Annotated in this window: 11 protein-coding genes and 1 riboswitch; of the genes, 4 read left to right on the forward strand and 7 right to left on the reverse strand. The window is 64.2% G+C overall.

Going from position 1 to position 16,658, the window contains the following annotated elements; translation table 11 throughout:
• Positions 1–19 precede the first annotated feature (19 nt).
• The 6 genes from cobO to amrS all read right to left on the reverse strand — a co-directional run bounded on the left by cobO (position 20) and on the right by amrS (position 7,245).
• Complete coding sequence (cobO, locus tag CKO25_RS00325) at positions 20–625, reverse strand: cob(I)yrinic acid a,c-diamide adenosyltransferase (RefSeq protein WP_200385920.1); 606 nt, start codon at positions 623–625, stop codon at positions 20–22.
• On the reverse strand, positions 622–1,209 hold the full coding sequence (locus CKO25_RS00330; protein ID WP_200385921.1) for a hypothetical protein: 588 nt from the start codon (positions 1,207–1,209) through the stop codon (positions 622–624). Before CKO25_RS00330 ends, cobO begins: the two co-directional genes overlap by 4 nt.
• Positions 1,210–1,328: 119 nt before the next feature.
• Positions 1,329–3,188: a TonB-dependent vitamin B12 receptor gene (btuB, locus tag CKO25_RS00335; protein WP_200385922.1), complete on the reverse strand. Its 1,860-nt coding sequence runs from the start codon at positions 3,186–3,188 to the stop codon at positions 1,329–1,331.
• Between the two features lie 214 nt (positions 3,189–3,402).
• Positions 3,403–3,627, reverse strand: a riboswitch (cobalamin riboswitch).
• 141 nt (positions 3,628–3,768) lie between these two features.
• Complete coding sequence (locus CKO25_RS00340) at positions 3,769–4,740, reverse strand: calcium/sodium antiporter (RefSeq protein WP_200385923.1); 972 nt, start codon at positions 4,738–4,740, stop codon at positions 3,769–3,771.
• A gap of 204 nt (positions 4,741–4,944) precedes the next feature.
• On the reverse strand, positions 4,945–6,144 hold the full coding sequence (locus CKO25_RS00345; protein ID WP_200385924.1) for a hypothetical protein: 1,200 nt from the start codon (positions 6,142–6,144) through the stop codon (positions 4,945–4,947).
• Positions 6,145–6,150: 6 nt separating this feature from the next.
• The gene (amrS, locus tag CKO25_RS00350; protein WP_200385925.1) at positions 6,151–7,245 is read right to left on the reverse strand and encodes an AmmeMemoRadiSam system radical SAM enzyme; all 1,095 of its coding nucleotides are present in this window, start codon (positions 7,243–7,245) and stop codon (positions 6,151–6,153) included.
• A gap of 309 nt (positions 7,246–7,554) precedes the next feature.
• Between amrS and amrB the strand changes: the two genes are divergently transcribed.
• The 3 genes from amrB to CKO25_RS00365 are packed head-to-tail and all read left to right on the forward strand — an operon-like array spanning position 7,555 to position 11,415.
• Entirely contained in the window at positions 7,555–8,340 is a 786-nt protein-coding gene (gene amrB / locus CKO25_RS00355; protein ID WP_200385926.1) for an AmmeMemoRadiSam system protein B, read from the forward strand.
• Positions 8,327–8,992 (forward strand): AmmeMemoRadiSam system protein A, encoded by a 666-nt coding sequence (amrA, locus tag CKO25_RS00360; RefSeq protein WP_242467237.1) that lies wholly within the window; start codon positions 8,327–8,329, stop codon positions 8,990–8,992. The genes amrB and amrA overlap by 14 nt, the downstream gene beginning before the upstream one ends.
• A 20-nt stretch (positions 8,993–9,012) precedes the next feature.
• Positions 9,013–11,415, forward strand: coding sequence for a Lon protease family protein (locus CKO25_RS00365; protein WP_200385928.1), 2,403 nt, complete (start codon positions 9,013–9,015; stop codon positions 11,413–11,415).
• A 145-nt stretch (positions 11,416–11,560) separates the two neighbouring features.
• Here the strand turns inward: CKO25_RS00365 and CKO25_RS00370 are convergent, their stop codons facing one another.
• Positions 11,561–14,389, reverse strand: a complete 2,829-nt coding sequence (locus CKO25_RS00370) for an AMP-binding protein (protein ID WP_200385929.1) — start codon at positions 14,387–14,389, stop codon at positions 11,561–11,563.
• A 298-nt stretch (positions 14,390–14,687) separates the two neighbouring features.
• Between CKO25_RS00370 and CKO25_RS00375 the strand changes: the two genes are divergently transcribed.
• Complete coding sequence (locus CKO25_RS00375; RefSeq protein WP_200385930.1) at positions 14,688–16,541, forward strand: putative bifunctional diguanylate cyclase/phosphodiesterase; 1,854 nt, start codon at positions 14,688–14,690, stop codon at positions 16,539–16,541.
• Positions 16,542–16,658: the final 117 nt, after the last annotated feature.

A 16,658-nucleotide genomic window follows, 5' to 3' on the forward strand; every position in this document is an offset into this window, starting at 1 on the left:
CGGTCGGAGCTTGGCCGGCTCAGAGTTCGACCCCCTTCTGTGCCATGATCCCCGCGTCGAAGGCATGCTTGATCGGACGCATCTCGGTCACGGTATCCGCAATCTCGATCAGTTCCGCTGGCGCGGCGCGTCCGGTCACGATCGCATGCTGATGCGTCGGGCGGTTCTGCAAGGCGTCCAGCACCTGGTCGAGCGGAACGAGGCCGAGCTTCAGGGCGATGTTCAGTTCGTCCATGACGACCATGTCGATCGCGGGATCGGCTAAGAATCCCGCGGCCTTCTCCCAAGCGGCCAGCGCGGACTCCCGATCGCGCTCCGCATCCTGGGTCTCCCAGGTAAAGCCTTCACCCATGACATGGTATTCGAGTTCCGGGAAGCGACGGAAAAAGGCCTCTTCTCCAGTCGCGAAGCTGCCCTTGATGAATTGGACCACGGCAACTCGCAGGTCGTGGCCAAGGGCACGCGCCACCATGCCAAAGGCCGAGGAACTCTTGCCTTTGCCGTTCCCCGTGTTCACGACCAGGACGCCGCAGTTTTGATCGGCGCGCGCGATGCGCGCGTCGACGAGCTCCTTCTGACGCTGCATGCGTCGGCGATGGCGCTCCCGTGCTGCCTCGTCGGTCATTCTCCCGACGCCCCGGTCGCGCGTGTTGCCGGCCGGGCCCGCGTCAACCCGAAGTGGGCGACCATGGCGAGTCCGACATAGAGCGCCAGGTGCAAGAGCGTCGCCGGCAGATAGGTCACGAAGCGTCCGAGCAGCTCGGTGGCGGTCGGTTCACTGAAGTATCCGGAGAAGAGATAGAAGCCGCCGCTGGCGAAGACCTCGGCCCCAACGCCTGCGACCAGCAGGACCCCAAGGAGTGCCGGCGCCTGCGCACGCGTGAGTTCAAAGCGGCCAGCCGACCAACGGCCAAGACCCCAGACGACCCCATAGGCGGGGACCAGCATCCAGTACGCCGGGGTCATGCAATAGCTGCTGACTCCGCCCCAGCCGGTCGCGGTCAGGTCGATCAGGGTCGCCAAGCCGAAGAGGGCCGGGAACACCCAGAGCGAGCGCAGATAGAAGCCCGCGAGGAAGAAGACGGCCAGTGATGCATCCGGCAGATGATGGGCCAGTGGGGCGAATTGTTGGCCGCGCGTGGCCGCCATGAGTGCGGCCAAGCCAATGCCGATCAGGATACGGACTCTTGAGTCAGCGATAGGGGTCATAGCGTTGAGGTCTCCAAATGAGGTCGCCACGGCGACGAGTCGGTCGAGCATTGTATACCCAAGTGCGCGTGACCGGGCGGCCTGCGCGCGCCCGCACTCGGCGTGCGGGCGCGTGGCCTCTAAGGCTCGTAGCGTAGAGTCAGGTAGAAGGCGCGCCCGGGTTGGTTGTAAAGAAAGGCGGTTTGGTAGTCTGCATCGAGCGCGTTCTCCAAGCGGCCCTGGATGCGCACGGAGGGACTGATGGCATACTCGGCGCGCAGATCCAAGAGACTGTAGCCGCCGAGGCGGTTGCGATTGGCCAGGTCATCGAAGCTGCGACCGGCGATGTACAAGGTCGCCCCCGTGGTCCAGCGATCGAAGGCGCGATCGAGATCAATCTGGAACATCTGCTCAGGACGGCGCGGGAGCAGATTGCCGCGATTCGGCCCGTCGGAGCGATTTTCCGGTTGCAGCAGCGTGAGGTTCGCCGACAGGCTCCAGTCCATGAGGGCAAACAGTGCGGAGGCCTCGAATCCGCGAATGCGCGCCGAGGCAATATTGGCCGGCGCCATGGTGGTCGCGTCGAAGCTGATCAGATCGTCGATGTCGGTCTGATAGAGGCTCAGTTCCCAGCGCCCGATGGGCAGTTGGCCGAGGACCCCCAATTCGACGCTGGTGGACTCTTCGGGGGAGAGGTTCGGATTGCCGAAACCCGGATAGTAGAGGTCATTGAAGGTCGGCGCCTTGAAGGCCGTGCCATAGGAGAGCGAGACCCGCACCCCCTGCTCGAAGAGATAGCCCCAGGCCAGATTGCCGGTGGTTTGGCCGCTAAAGTCCGGGTAATCATCATAGCGGAGGCTGGCAGCGATCTCATTGGCGCCTAGGGTGCCCAGATACTGACCATAGACGCCCGTGTTGCGTCTGGAGTCTTGGGCATAGTCGATGGTTCCCGAGACTCGGTCGACCTGATAATCCACGCCCAGCGTGAAAATCTGCCCCGGGATCCAGGTGAAATCGTTCTGTAGACCGAGGGTGTCACGTTCGGTCTCAAAGAGACCAATGAACTGCTCAGGAACGAAGGTCTCGGCATAGAAGGCACGATAGCGATCGAGACTGCGTCCGGCCGAGAGGATCAGGGTCCAGGTGTCCACCGGGCGTAGGGTTCCCTCGACACCATAGACCTGTTGTTCGGAGTGCGAGCGATTGCCCGAAAAGATCGAGCCATCGAAATCGGTCCGGTTATCCGAGGACAGGAGCGTGAAACCGAGTTGTGCGCGATCACTGAAGGCGTAGCCAGCACGCGCACTGACACCGAGATTGCGATAGCCGTCCTTGTCGGGTTCATCCACCCCACAGCCCGCGAAGGGGAAGGGGCGGCCAGCACAGGCATCAATGCCTTGGGTTTGCTCGAAGTTCCCGCCGATGTCAAACCAGCCACGCTCGCCGCCGCCGGCGAGTCCGCCAGCGATGCTGGCCGTCTCGAAGGACCCAGCGCTGACACTGAGGCGAGGACGCAGTGGCCCACCGCCACGGCGCGTGAAGATCTGGATCACACCCCCGATCGCCTCGGAGCCATAGAGACTCGAGCGTGGTCCGCGCACCACCTCGATGCGTTCGATCTGATCGATGGGCAGATCTTGCAGAGGGACGTTACCCAGCGTTGCCGAGCCGACCTTGACACCGTCAACCAACACCAACACATGTCCCGAATTGGTGCCGCGCAAGAAGATCGAACTCGGCTGTCCGGCACCGCCGCTGCCCGAGACCGAGACGCCCGGCAGACCGCGTAAGGCATCCGGTACTGAGCGGAATTGACGGCGTTCGATCTCGTCGCGCTCAATCACGCTGACCGATGCCAGCGTCTGGTCCGCGCGCTCCGGTGTTCGTGTTGCCGTGACCAAGACTGGGTCGAGGGTCACCGCGGGGGGGCTCGTTTGCGCGACCAGCGCACACGGCATGAGCGGCAGCGCCAAGGCTGTCGCCATCAGGGGGATTCTCATCAACAGACTCCAAGGAAGGCCCGAGCGCACCCGCGAGGGCCAGCGGACGATTGCGGTCGGTGGAGCGTGTTGGCGAGAGCGGTGCCATGAAGGGTGACAGGGCAGGCGTCCCGGCCAGCCGCCCCACGCGACCCCGGTGTGAGGCTCGTCACGGCCAACTCAGCGCGCCTCGGGGCCATGCCCGGGAAGTGTCGCCGTCTTGCGTTGGATCGGGATCGACCTCGATCATCCGGCCGGTCTCCGGGCTCACGAGCGGAGTCGGGGACTCCGACACGGCGCCTTCCCATGATTGCTCACAGTGGCACTGAACCGTGTCTTGACTCGTCTACCGTTGCGGGGGCAGCGTCGGGTTGGTGGATCCGCACGAGATCCGCGCACCGAACTTCCCGTTTAACCCGCGGGGATGTGTCCCGAGGGCACCGAAAGATCAGCCGCGAAGCCTAGGGTTTTCCCGCGCGGAAAGTCAACGATGAAACGGTCAGCGCGAACCGAATCCCTGATACAGATCAGGTGGGAACGGATTCGGCGCGCACTGACCGAATGGCATCGACTGCAACCGACGGGCCGGGTGGAGCGTCGCTCAGACGGCGAAGGTCGTCCAGATCAGATAGCTGGTGTAGAGGACGAAACAGCCCAGGAGCAATGACCCTTCGAGACGATTGATCCGCCCTGGACCGCGCACGCCGTAACCGAGCACGAACAATGAGAGGGTCAAAAGGCCCATCACGGACATGTCGCGCGACAGCACCTCAGGCGGCACGGCAAAGGGGGCGATGATGCCAGCGATTCCCACAACGGCGAGCGTATTGAACAGATTCGACCCGATGATGTTGCCGATGGCGAGATCGTGCTCGCCCTTGCGCGCGGCAATCACCGAGGCGGCCAGTTCGGGCAGGGAGGTGCCGATCGCAACGATCGTCAGGCCGATGATGAGGTCGCTCACCCCGAGCGCCACCGCGATCTCCACCGCCCCCCAGACCAAGATGCGGGAGCTGATGATCAGCACCACAAGCCCCACGCCCAGCCAGCCCAGGGCGCGCGGAAGCGGCATGGCTTGTGCGTCCAGTTCTTGCGTGATTTCGCCGGCCAGGCTATCGCTGCGTTGCCGCAGCCCCTCGTAGATGGTCCAGGCCATAAGCAGCGCGAAGACACCGAGAAAGATCCAAGCGTCGCTGTCACTGACCTGACCGTCCCAAAGTAGGACAAAGGCGAGGCCGGTCACCCCGGCGAGGATCGGCAATTCTTTACGCAGGACCCCGGATTGGACCGCGATGGGGCTGATGATCGCCGTGACCCCCAAGATGAGCGCGATATTGGTGATGTTCGACCCATAGGCGTTGCCGAGGGCGAGCCCCGGGTTACCCTGCCAGGCCGCCAACGCCGAGACCACCATTTCCGGTGCTGAGGTTCCGAAACCGACGACGACCATGCCGATCAGTAAGGGCGGCATGCCGAGATGTCGTGCTGTCGCGGCCGCGCCCTCGACGAATCGATCCGCGCTCCACAGCAGCAAGACCAGGCCGAAGAAGATCGAAAAGGATGCAAGAACCATAACAGATCAATGCCTCGATGAAAGGGCGGGGAAACGGTGGACGGTTGCGGAGTCTATACCTGGCGGGGCAGGGGGTCAGCCACCGGTTGCGTCAGCGGCTCGCGACCTGCACCCGATGGGTTGCTGGTTGAAGGGCCTGCCGGCCCTGGCCGTCTCGCTGGCGCGAGCAGCGGAAGGTCGGTCCGAACCCGCGCTTGCGATGGTTCACTCCAACTCCAGCTCGATCGATGGTAAATGGAAGAGCCCACGTTTCACCTCATCGAAATAATCCGGGAGATAGCGGTTCCAGAGCCGAATCGGGAGTTGCTCAAGGTGGGCACGTGGAATGACTGGTAAGGTGAAGAGCAGTTCGAGCAGAAATTCAACATTCAGGGCCAATTGTCCGCTGTGATGTGGATGGTGGCGCTGGCGAATGATGCGGTCCTCGTGCATGCAGCGCCCAATCTCACCTTCGAGTGCTTGGGCATAGTCTGAACAGATGATTTCGACCTGCACCACGTCCTCGCCGCTGTGCACGAATGACTCGAACGCGCGGCGGACCGCTTCGGGTGGAATCCCCTGCTCACGAAAGAGCATGAGAACCTTCGAAGGCAGTGGCTGGGCGAGGATACGCCCCTTATCCGGGCGATGCTCAACAACCAGATTCAACGCGTTGTAGGCGCCGCTGTGGGGTTCACGCTCGCGCAGTACGCAACCCAATGCAGCCAGGACCTCAAGCAAACGGGTTTCCTCGTCTGGCTCGATGATGACCTTGAGTCCCGCCAGATCGTTGATCTCGATATCATCAGGCCACTGATCCTGTGGGGTGGTGCGCAGCCAGCATAGGAGCTCGGCCTCGATGTGCTCCAAGCACGCCGATGGCGGGTGCGCCGCGTTGGCGTCGCCCCTGGCGAGCGACTCTTCTTGCAAGGCGCGAGGCAGCGGGCTGGTGTCGTGGAGCCAAGCGACGACCTTGCGCGCGGATTTCTCAGCGAGGCGCCGGATCCGTTTGATCCGACTGGAGCCGACATAGGTGTCCTGGCCCTGCAGCATCGCGTAATAGAGGGTGCCGCGAAACGGGGTCTCGCGGAAGAAGCGGCCCGGCTGTGCACGATAGGCGTCGATCAAGGCCCGCGCCCGCACTGCCGCTGGCGTCGTGCCCCGCAGTTTGGCGGGGCGGTACGCGATCAGTCGATCCTTCAGATCACCCTTATCGAACGAGTAACCGCGGCTGGGGCAACAGGCATGCAGTTGACCAAGAAGTTCCTGGCCGAGCGTCGGAAGATAGCGGGCGACGTAGACGGAGTTGAAAAGCACCAGACGCATTAAGCTCAAGGTGTCCGTCGGCTCCAACCGATCGAGCATCCAACGCACGATCAGATCCCGCAGGATGCGACGATGCAGAAACGCATTGATCCGGATCATCGTGGATCACGCCACATCAGCGAGTCGCACGGGTTGGCACCGGCCCCCCCAGGTTCCTGGCCGCGCCTCGAAGAGTCCGGCGCAGGGGGTGGCGCAGTGGCTGCAGCAGCCCTCGGGGGTCAAGTTCCAGGTCGTGATCCGATACCCGTCACGACCGATGAGCGGGAGACCGCAGCCATGACAATGGGTGCGGCCTCCAGTGGTGTCTCGGACATTGCCGGTGTAGGCATAGCGAACGCCATTGTTGAGCGCGATGGCGCGCGCGCGCTGTAAAGTGGTCGAGGGTGTTCTGGGCCGGTCACGCATCTTGTGAAGCGGGTGGAAGGCGGTGAAGTGCATCGGAACCATGGGGCCAAGGTGCTCGACCACCCACTGGGTCATGCGCTCCAACTCCTCATCCGAGTCGTTCTCGCCCGGGATCAGCAAGGTCGTCAGCTCGAGCCAGACCTTCGTCTCCCGTGCCAGATACTCCAGGGTGTCGAGCACCGGCTGCAGGTGTCCGCCGCAGAGTCGATGATAGAAGCCCTCGGTGAAGCCCTTTAGGTCCACATTCGCCGCATCCATCGCGGCGAAGAACTCGGCACGGGGCTCGGGGCAGACGTAGCCCGCGGTGACCGCGATCGCGCGGATGCCAAGGGCACGGCACGCCGCGGCCACGGCAATGGCATACTCGTGCACGATCACGGGATCATTGTAGGTGAAAGCGACGCTGCGACAGCCGAGGACGGCGGCCGTGCGCGCGATGGTGGCGGGGTCGGCACGGTCGGTGAGGCGGTCCATCGCGCGTGCCGTGCTGATGCTCCAGTTCTGACAAAAGCGGCAGGTGAGGTTGCAACCCGCGGTGCCGAAAGAGAGCACTGGGGTCCCTGGCAGAACATGATGGAGCGGCTTCTTCTCGATCGGATCGATGCAAAAGCCCGATGAGCGGCCGTAGGTGGTCAGGACGACGCCCTCCTCATGCCCGGCACGCACGAAGCACAGACCGCGTTGACCGGGCTTGAGCTGGCAGTGCCGTGGGCAGAGATCACATTGGACGCGTCCATCCTTCAGCCGGTGCCAGTAGCGCGTCGGGACCACGCCAAGCCTCGCTTCGGCGTTCATCGCCACCTCCAGATCGTCGTCATGGCTTGCGTGGCCCGCTGCGTTCGGGTGCCGCCGCTGATTCGGTGCGGGGTGATCCGCCCCGACCAGTTGAATCCGACACTCGTCGTTGGGGTGCTTCTGGCATGAGTGTGGAAGAGTCTGTAGGGATTGCAACCCGCCGCCCGCCGAGTGCTCCCCGGTGATTCGCTGTCGATCGCCGCGCGCGCTTGCGCGCGCGCTTGGCGAGCACCAGACTCGCCGCACCGCCTGCGAGCGGTGCGGAGGGTCTATAATCGAACAGGACCTGATGCTTGAAGGACATGACTCATGCGTCTCGCTCGACATCCCGCGGTCGCTGGAACCTTCTATCCAGCCGACCCCCAGGCGCTCAAACAAGCGGTGGCGGCCTACCTGGCGGAGGTGACCGCCGCGGCGCCACCACCCAAGGCCCTGATCGTCCCCCATGCGGGATATCGCTACTCTGGACCCATCGCCGCGCGGGCCTACGCGACCTTGATTCCGGTCTGTAAACGGATCACCCGCGTCGTCCTGCTGGGCCCGGCACATCGGGTCGCCATCCAGGGCCTCGCGGCCAGCCGCGCCGGACAATTCGACACGCCACTCGGTCCGGTGTCGCTCGACCGCGCCGCCATCGACCTGGCGTTGACCCTCCCCCAGGTCGTGCTGAGCGATGAGGCCCATGCCCTCGAGCATAGCATCGAAGTCCAGTTGCCCTTTCTCCAAGCGACCCTCGATGGCTTCCATCTGGTGCCCCTCGTCGTCGGCGATGCCGCTCCTGGCGAGGTTGCGCGGGTCCTTGATGTGCTATGGGGTGGGCCGGAGACGCTGATCCTGATCAGCTCTGATCTCAGCCACTATCTCGATGACGCCACGGCGCGCCGCCGGGATGCGGCCACGACCTTGGCCATTGAGCAGTTGCGACCGCAGGACATCGGGCCGGATCAAGCGTGCGGGTGCATTCCGGTCAGGGCCCTGTTGGAGGTCGCGCAGCGTCGCGGTTTAGAGGTGCGAACGCTCGATCTGAGACACTCCGGCGACACCACGGGTCCGCGCGAGCGGGTGGTGGGGTATGGTGCCTATGCCTTCTACTGACCCGGTGCCCGGGGTCGGCGACCGCGAGTCGCAGCGCACCCGGCTCCTGGCGGTTGCCGCGCAGTCCATCATGCAGGGCCTGAGTTGGGCGCGGCCGCTCGTGCCCGACCTGGCCGATTATCCGCTGACCCTACAAGCGCAGCGCGCGACCTTTGTCACCCTGAAGCGGGCCGACATGCTGCGTGGCTGCATCGGCGTGCTCGAGCCCAAGCGATCCCTGGTCGATGACATCGCCCAGAATGCCTACCGCGCGGCCTTCGAGGATCCTCGCTTCGCACCGCTAGAGCGCCATGAACTGTGTGAGCTGACCATCGAGATCTCAGTCTTGAGTCTCCCCGAGCGCCTCCAGGCTGCCTCGGAGGCCGATCTGATCGCCCAGCTCCGCCCCGGTGTCGACGGCCTGATCCTTGAGGATCAGGGACAGCGCGCCACCTTCCTGCCCGCGGTTTGGTCGCAATTACCTGATCCGAAAATCTTTCTGTCGCAGTTACGGCGCAAGGCTCGACTGCCAGAAAACGCGTGGTCGCCGAGTCTGCGGGTGTCGCGCTACACCACCGAGACCTTCGGCGCCGCGTTCGCGGCGATCCCCGAACAGGCTGTCACCCGCGCCCTTGCGCAGCCGCTCGCTGCCGTTGATGTCCCCCGCCCCTGAGCGCTTGTCGCGAGCCCATCATGCCTGTTGCCCCGCTCAACCCCGCCGCACTCTACCGCCCCTGCGACCCGCGCGATCTGGAGTTTGAAACCACCGAGGATCTAGACATCGTTGACGGCATCATCCGTCAGGACCGGGTGATCGAAGCCGTCCACTTTGGCATCGGCATCCATCAAGAGGGCTATAACCTCTTTGCTCTCGGCCCCTCCGGGACGGGCAAGTTCGCCCTGATTCGTGGTGTGCTCGAGCAGCGTGCGCGTGCCGAGGCCGTACCGTCTGACTGGTGCTATGTGTTTAATTTCGAGGATGTCCATCGCCCGCGTGCCTTGTGTTTGCCGCCCGGGCAGGGCTTGGAGTTCATGCGTGACATGGAGCAGCTCGTCGCCGCGCTCCATCGCTCGCTGCCGAGCCTGTTCGAGAGCGATGAATACCGGATTCACGCGCAGGCGCTCGCGGAAGACCTCGAGCAGCTGCAGGAGCGCGCGATGACCGAGATCCGTGAGCAGGCCAAAGCGAAGGACGTCATCTTGCTGCAGACCCCGACGGGCTTCACCCTGGCTCCGGTCCGCGATGGCAAGCCTCTAGGTCCGAATGAGTTCCAGACCTTGCCAGAGCAGGATCGTCACCGCATCGAACAGGATATCCATACGCTTCAGGGCGAGCTGCGCAAGGTGATGCATCAGCTGCCTGTGTGGAAGAAGCGTGCGGACGAATTGCTCGAAACACTCCATCGGGAGATGGTCAGTGCCGCCATCGAGAGCCCATTCGATCACCTCAGCGCGAAGTACGCCAATCAAGCGGCGGTCGTCGACTATCTGTGCCAAGCCCAGCAGGACGTCGTCGAGCACTTTCGCCAGCTCCTGCCTGAGCGGGAGTCGCCGCCCTCGGATCCTTGGGTGCAGGCGTCTGACGACGGTCCGCCTTGGCATCACCGGTATTGCGTCAATGTCATCCTGAGCCATCCGGAGAATGGCGGAGCTCCGGTCGTCGTCGTGGATCTCCCGACACATCATCAATTGGTCGGACGCATCGAGCACCGCTCGCACCTGGGAGCGCTGGAAACGGACTTCACCATGATCCGTGCCGGCGCCTTGCACCAGGCCAATGGCGGCTACCTCATCGTCGATGCCGCCCAGCTGCTCATGCAGCCCTTTGCCTGGGATACGCTGAAACGGTTGCTGCGGGCCGGCGAGATCCGCATTGAATCACTGGCGCACATGACGAGCCTGATCAGCACCCTGTCGCTGGAGCCGGAACCGATTCCACTCGATGTCAAGGTCGTGCTGATTGGTGAGCGTCATGTGTATTATTGGATGTACGACTCGGATCCCGAATTCTGCGAACTCTTCAAGGTGGCGGTCGATTTCGACGATCGACTCGAATGGACACTCGACACGGTCCGGGGTTATGCCGAGTTCATCGCCTTGGAGGTTCAGCGCGCGGGGCTGCGTCATCTCGATCGCGCCGCGGTGGCACGCCTGGTCGAGCATGGCGCACGACTTGCCGAGGATAACGAACGCCTTTCAACGCATCTGCGCTCCATCGGAGACCTGGTGCGCGAGAGCGACTACTGGGCGCGCATCGCGGGTCGCGCAATCGTGGGATGCGGGGAGGTCCAGCGCGCGATCGATGCCCAGGTTGCCCGCGCGGATCGGATCAGCCGCCGTTTGATCGAGGAGATCACTCGAGGGAGCATCCTGCTTGAGACCAGGGGTGAGCGGGTCGGCCAGGTCAATGGCCTCGCGGTGATGCGTCTCGGCGGCTGTGCCTTTGGTCATCCGAGTCGCATCACCGCGCGGGTGCGTCTCGGCCAGGGTGAGGTCATCGACATTGAGCGGGTGGTCAAACTCGGTGGTCCGATCCATTCGAAGGGTGTGCTGATTCTGCAAGGCTTCATTGCCGGTCGTTACGCCTTGGACGACCCGCTCTCATTCTCGGCCAGCCTCGTCTTCGAGCAGTCCTATGGTGGGATCGATGGCGATAGCGCCTCGTCGGCCGAACTCTATGCCCTGCTCTCGGCGCTCGCCGCCGTGCCCATTCGCCAAGCGCTGGCCGTTACCGGCTCGGTCAATCAACTCGGCGAGGTGCAAGCCGTCGGCGGGGTGAACGACAAGATTGAAGGATTCTATGATGTCTGCGCCGCGCGTGGTCTGGTGCCCGGGCAGGGGGTGCTGATCCCCGCGGCCAATGTGACGCATTTGATGCTGCGTGCCGATGTGCGCGAGGCGGTCGCGCAGGGCCGCTTTGCCGTTTATCCGATCGCGACCATCGACGAGGGAATCGAAGTGCTCACGGGTCAGGTCGCGGGCGAGCGTGGACGCGACGGGGCCTTTCCTGTCGCGAGTCTCAACGCGCGCGTGGAGGCCCGCTTGATCGGCTTTTCGAAGCGACTGCAGCGTGCTGCCTCGTCGGGAGCGCTGTGATCGATCCCCTCGTGTGCGGAGCTCGTGATCCCTGGGGCTCGCGCCATCCCACTCTAGAGCCAACTCGCATCCCCTGGCGGTCTGACACTCTGATCGGGCGCTGAGGCCGTGCCGCCATCACGCACCACCCCCTGCGCTCAGGGGTTCAGGACGTCGGCATCGCGCTCGTGTGTGCTGCCTCGAGGACCTCGGCGATGCATGCGCGGGCGCGATCTCGCAGCGCTACCGCCGCGGCCCAATCCGATCCAGTGGGTTCCAATGGCGGGAGGATGATGACCTCGGCCGTGCCGGGTCGCGGCGCGAAACTGTCGCCTGGCATCAGGGCCCGAGTCCCGCGGATCACGATGGGGATCACCGGCACGCCGATCTGAGCGGCCGCGGCAAAGGCGCCCATCCGGAAGGGCAGGAGTCCCGGCTGCGCACGGAAGGTGCCTTCGGGAAACATCGCGAGGGTGGTCCCGTCGCCGACCTGTTGCGCGAGACGCGTGGATTCGAGACGGCCCGAATGTGGATCGAAGCGATCGACGAAGTGCGCGCCCATGCGTCGCAAGAAGGCACCGACGATCAGCCGGCTGGCCAATTCCTGCTTCACGACGAAACCGAGCGGACGGGCAACCGCCTCGCTCAAGATCAGACCGTCGAGATAGCTTTCATGGTTGGCGACCAGAATGACGGGGCTGCTGTCGGCGGGTAAGTGCGCGCGCCCGCTCACCGTCAGTCGCAGCCCCGTGAGACGCCGTAGCAGTCGAATACCGAAGCGGGCCAGCGCCCACCGCCGTGACCGGTTCGGGAGCAATCGGATGGCGATCCAAAACCAGGGGGCGAGCACCAGGAAGACGGACCAGGCATATCCGGCGTAAAGCTGGTGCGGGAAACGGCGCACCCGGGAGTGGAGGCCGGATAGCCCAACCCGCAGCAGTTGCCAGGCGGGGCGTCGCGCGGGTTCCTCGAGTCGCCCGGCGAGATAGCGTTCGCGCGTGGCCGCACGCCGCAACTTGCCACTCGAGGTCTTGAGCACCGCGCGCGGTGGAACGAGGAGCAGGATATCGGGGGGGATCCCCAGGACCTCCGTGGCACGCTCGCGCAAGCGCCGGGTCAAGTCGGCGCGGTGCTCGGGATCTCGTACCTTGGTCTCGGCCAGGATGACCAGCCGTTCGCTCCCCAGTTCGGGATCCTCCGCCGCGAAGGCCACCACGCATCCCTTGCGCACCCCGGCGATCTCGCCGAGCGCCTGCTCGACCTCGTAGGGGTAGAGGTTGCGGCCACCGCGGATGATCAGATCCTTGACGCGGCCGCTCAGATACACCTCGCCATCGGCCAGATAGGCCCGGTCACCGGTCGCATGCCAACCGTCGCGGATCAGCGCTCGGGTGGCCTCGGGATTGCGATAATAGCCCTGGGTTGCGGAGGGGCCACGAAACTCAAGCAGCCCCTCGTGCCGGTCTGGCCGTTCGTGACCGCCTGCGTCGACCACCCGCAGTTGGTAGCCGGGCAGGGCGCGTCCACAGGCGACGATCTGCAGTGCCTCCGGATCTGTGCAGGCGACCGGTAACGCATGGCTGGATTGCGCGAACCGATCGCGATCGATGCAGTCAACGCGCGGTCCACGACCAAGCGGTGGAAAGGCGAGCCCCACGGCCGCCTCGGCGAGCCCGTAGACCGGTGCTAAGGCGGTGGGGCGCAAGCCGCAGGGAGCGAAACGGGCGGCGAACCGTGCCAGGGTCGTCGGGCTCACCGGCTCGGCTCCGTTCAGTGCCCACCGCCAACGGCTGAGATCCAGTTCGCTGAGCTGGGCGTCCGTGATCCGGGTCAAGCAGAGTTCGTAGGCAAAGTTCGGTGCCGCCGAGAGGGTTCCCCCGTGCCGATGAATGGCCTCCAGCCACCGCACCGGTCGGGCGAGGAAGGACAGTGGCGACATGGCGATCAAGGGGACGGCGTAATAGAGGCTCCCCAGCCAGGCTCCGATCAGGCCCATGTCGTGATAGAGCGGGAGCCAACTGACGAAGACATCGTCGGGTGCGATCTCGACCACGGTCCCCATCGCGCGGATATTCGCGAGCAGATCGGCATGAGTGAGCACAACGCCCTTGGGATCACCGGTGCTGCCGGACGTGTATTGCAGGAAGGCGATGTCCCGTGCCGCCGCGCGCGGGCCGGCCTGGGTGATGTCGGCCGGAGCTGAAGGCGTGGTTGCGAGTTCTTCCAGGGTCAGGATCGCACGCAAGGATGGAACCTGAACCCGGAGCACGCGCGCGATGGTGCGCGCCTCCGGGACCGTGATCAGGAAGACCACACCGGCGTTATCGAGGATCCGACCGTGCCGGCGCAGATGCTCCTCGATGAGCTGCGGGCGCGCGGGCGGGTAGATGGGCACCGGGATGCCTCCCGCCATCAGAACGCCGAAGAAGGCATCGAAATAGCCCGGCCCGGTCGGCAGCATCAAGGCCACCGTGGCCCCTGGGCGCAGCCCTGCTTGTCGGAGGTGACCAGCGACCCGCGCAGCCCCTTCGGCCAAGGCCCGATAGCTGATCGAGACTGGCGGTGCGTCGGGTGCCTCGAAGCGGATATGGAGACGCTCAGGGTGGCGTTGCAGATGCCAGTCCAGGGCCTCAAGGAGCGTCTGCGCCGCATCAGGGTGGTCGGCGTCGGCGGCCTCGGGAACGGGGGAGGGCGCCACCCTGGTCATCGTCTCCGTCGCTCCAGGGGTGACACGAGAGCGATCTTGAACCAACGCGAGCAGGTCGCGCGCGGTGCCCGCGAGCATGGCTTGATCGGGTAAGGACACCGTCAGTTCGGTTTCGATGCGCGCGATCAGTTCGGAGCGACTGAGGCTGTCGAGTCCGAGATCGGTTTCCAGACGGGTATCGAGGTCGATCCCACCAGTGGGTTCGGGGAGGCGTGACTCGTGGGCGAAGCGTTCCAAGATCGCGAGGAGGCGGGTGGCATCTGAGTGGTCAGCGGATGGCGATGTCATCCTTGCGAATCCTCATTGAGGAATGGCGTCATTCGTGGTGAATGAAGACATGGACTGGCGAGCCCGCGAGTGGATCCGCTTGATGAATCCAGTTGTGAGCTCGAAACAGGCCGTCGGTCGCGACGGTGCGTTCGGTCAGGGTATCCGGTGCCGAGGGGGCGTCGCTCGCACACCATAGACCGTCCAGGAATACATGGTGCTGCTGAGATCACACGCTACCGCCTCTGTGTAGCGAAGGCAAATGCGCCGGGTTGAAATCGAACGCGCCTTGCCGGTGCCGCGGGACCCAGGATCGAGAATGGTGAATCAAAACAAAAAGCAGCTGGATGCCGCAGGGGAGCTGCTTGCGCTCTGGATCGACGCGCCGCCAATGGAGGTCTGTCACGAGCACGTTGCGACGCCCCCTGGCCTGTGTGACGCAGCGACCATTCAGGGTCTCGAGCAGCGGCTCTGGCAATTCAATGCCATCTTTGACGCGGCGACCGATGGCATGATGATTACGGATCCGCGGGGGCATATCCAGGACGTCAATCCTGCTTTTACGCGCATCACGGGATACACCGCGGCTGAGGTGCTCGGGCGTCAGCCGAATCTGCTCAATGCCGAGTGGCATACACGTGCCTTCTTCGCGCGGATGTGGCGTCAACTCCTTCGGGAGGGGGCCTGGGACGGACAGATCTGGATTCGCAATAAGGACGGCGTGGTCCATCTGCAAACCCTGCGGATCCGCCGTATCTGTGATGCTGATGGTGTTGCCGTGAATTATGTCGGCCTGTTTGCCGAGCGCTCCACCGGGCGCTTGGGCACGAGGCCAACCGAGTCACATGCTCACTATGATCCACTCACCAAGCTCCCCAACCGCCTCCTCTTCGAGGGCCGCTTGCGCCAAGTGCTCGACCCGAACCGCCCCCCTGCACGCGCGCAAGCGCTCTTCCTGTTGGGACTCGATCGGCTCACGTATTTCAATGCCAGTCTTGGGCATGCGTTGGGCGATGAATTGCTGCGTGCGCTCGCACTTCGCCTGCGCGAAGGCCTTCGCCCGAGTGATCCCGTTGCGCGGCTTGATGGCGATCAATTCGGCCTGTTACTGGAGGGGGTCAAGACGGCAGAGGAGGCCGCCGAGATTGCGAAACGGCTGTGCGTATCATTGCGTGAGCCATTCATGATTCGTGCTCATCAGGGCTTCGTCACGGCGAGTGTGGGGATTTGTCTAGACACGACGGCGGGGTATGACGCTGAGATTATGATGGCCCATGCCGAGGCGGCCTTACGTCAGGCAAAGCAAGGGGGGCGCAACGACTTTCGGATCTTTGCGCGAGCACTCACCAGTGCGCCGAGCGAGTACGAGCAGATGCGCAACGCGTTGCGCCTGGCTCTCGAGCGAGGTGAGTTTCGACTGTACCTCCAGCCACGCATCGATCTTGCCAGCGGTCGGTGGATGAGTGCCGAGGCGAGCATTCGTTGGCATCATCCCGAGTGGGGGATCCTGCCATCGGAGCGTGTTGAATCGCTCGCCGAATCATGCGGGATGCTGCTGGACATTGGGCACTGGTTGTTCGCCGAAGTCGGTGCCTGTCGGCGGCTCTGGAGCCGTCTCAATGTGCCAAACCAGGTGCTTGCGATCGCGCTGACGGAGGCGCAGTTGACACGTTTCGACCTCTTGCAGTCCGTCGAAGCACTCCTCGGTGACCAGGATCGGGAGCGTTTTCGCCTGTCGATCGAACTGCCTGCAACCTTGCTGTTCAAACACTCCGAACGGGCGCGCGACGTCCTGATCGCTCTCCACGAGAGGCATGTTGCGCTCACCCTGAGCGATGTCGGTCCGGGTTGGATCGCGCCCTTGCTGATGCGACGACTGCCGCTCCAGTGTCTCAAACTGGAGCGCGCCATGCTCAGCAGCATTCCCGACTCCGCGGACCACATGGCGGTGGTGCAGGCGCTGATCGCGATGGCGCAGGCGCTGGATCTCGAGATCATCGCCGATGGCGTGCATGATGAGCGTCAACGGATGTTCTTGCTCAACAGCGGCTGTCTCCTCGCCCAAGGCGAACTGTTCGCGCGCCCCATGCCGGCTACTCAGTTCGCGCGGCACCTGACCCAGTTTGCACCGGCGGCGTCAGCGGCCGGGACCACTCCGCCCGATCCACTCTAGCGTGCGTTGCGCATGACCGTGGACGGCTGAGGCCGGCAGGAGAGGATGGCCCGGAGGTCGGGGCGCCGTGCGGACTCGAGCCCGTGGAGAACCGAGGGGGATCCGCTGCGGGTCTTT

This window comes from Thiocapsa imhoffii (genome assembly GCF_016583985.1).
GTDB lineage: Bacteria > Pseudomonadota > Gammaproteobacteria > Chromatiales > Chromatiaceae > Thiocapsa > Thiocapsa imhoffii.

Coding starts and splice junctions, on each gene's coding strand:
- cobO (WP_200385920.1), bottom strand. CDS start 625: ATGACCGACGAGGCAGCACGGGAGCGCCATCGCCGACGCATGCAGCGT.
- CKO25_RS00330 (WP_200385921.1), bottom strand. CDS start 1,209: ATGACCCCTATCGCTGACTCAAGAGTCCGTATCCTGATCGGCATTGGC.
- btuB (WP_200385922.1), bottom strand. CDS start 3,188: ATGAGAATCCCCCTGATGGCGACAGCCTTGGCGCTGCCGCTCATGCCG.
- CKO25_RS00340 (WP_200385923.1), bottom strand. CDS start 4,740: ATGGTTCTTGCATCCTTTTCGATCTTCTTCGGCCTGGTCTTGCTGCTG.
- CKO25_RS00345 (WP_200385924.1), bottom strand. CDS start 6,144: ATGATCCGGATCAATGCGTTTCTGCATCGTCGCATCCTGCGGGATCTG.
- amrS (WP_200385925.1), bottom strand. CDS start 7,245: ATGAACGCCGAAGCGAGGCTTGGCGTGGTCCCGACGCGCTACTGGCAC.
- amrB (WP_200385926.1), top strand. CDS start 7,555: ATGCGTCTCGCTCGACATCCCGCGGTCGCTGGAACCTTCTATCCAGCC.
- amrA (WP_242467237.1), top strand. CDS start 8,327: ATGCCTTCTACTGACCCGGTGCCCGGGGTCGGCGACCGCGAGTCGCAG.
- CKO25_RS00365 (WP_200385928.1), top strand. CDS start 9,013: ATGCCTGTTGCCCCGCTCAACCCCGCCGCACTCTACCGCCCCTGCGAC.
- CKO25_RS00370 (WP_200385929.1), bottom strand. CDS start 14,389: ATGACATCGCCATCCGCTGACCACTCAGATGCCACCCGCCTCCTCGCG.
- CKO25_RS00375 (WP_200385930.1), top strand. CDS start 14,688: ATGGTGAATCAAAACAAAAAGCAGCTGGATGCCGCAGGGGAGCTGCTT.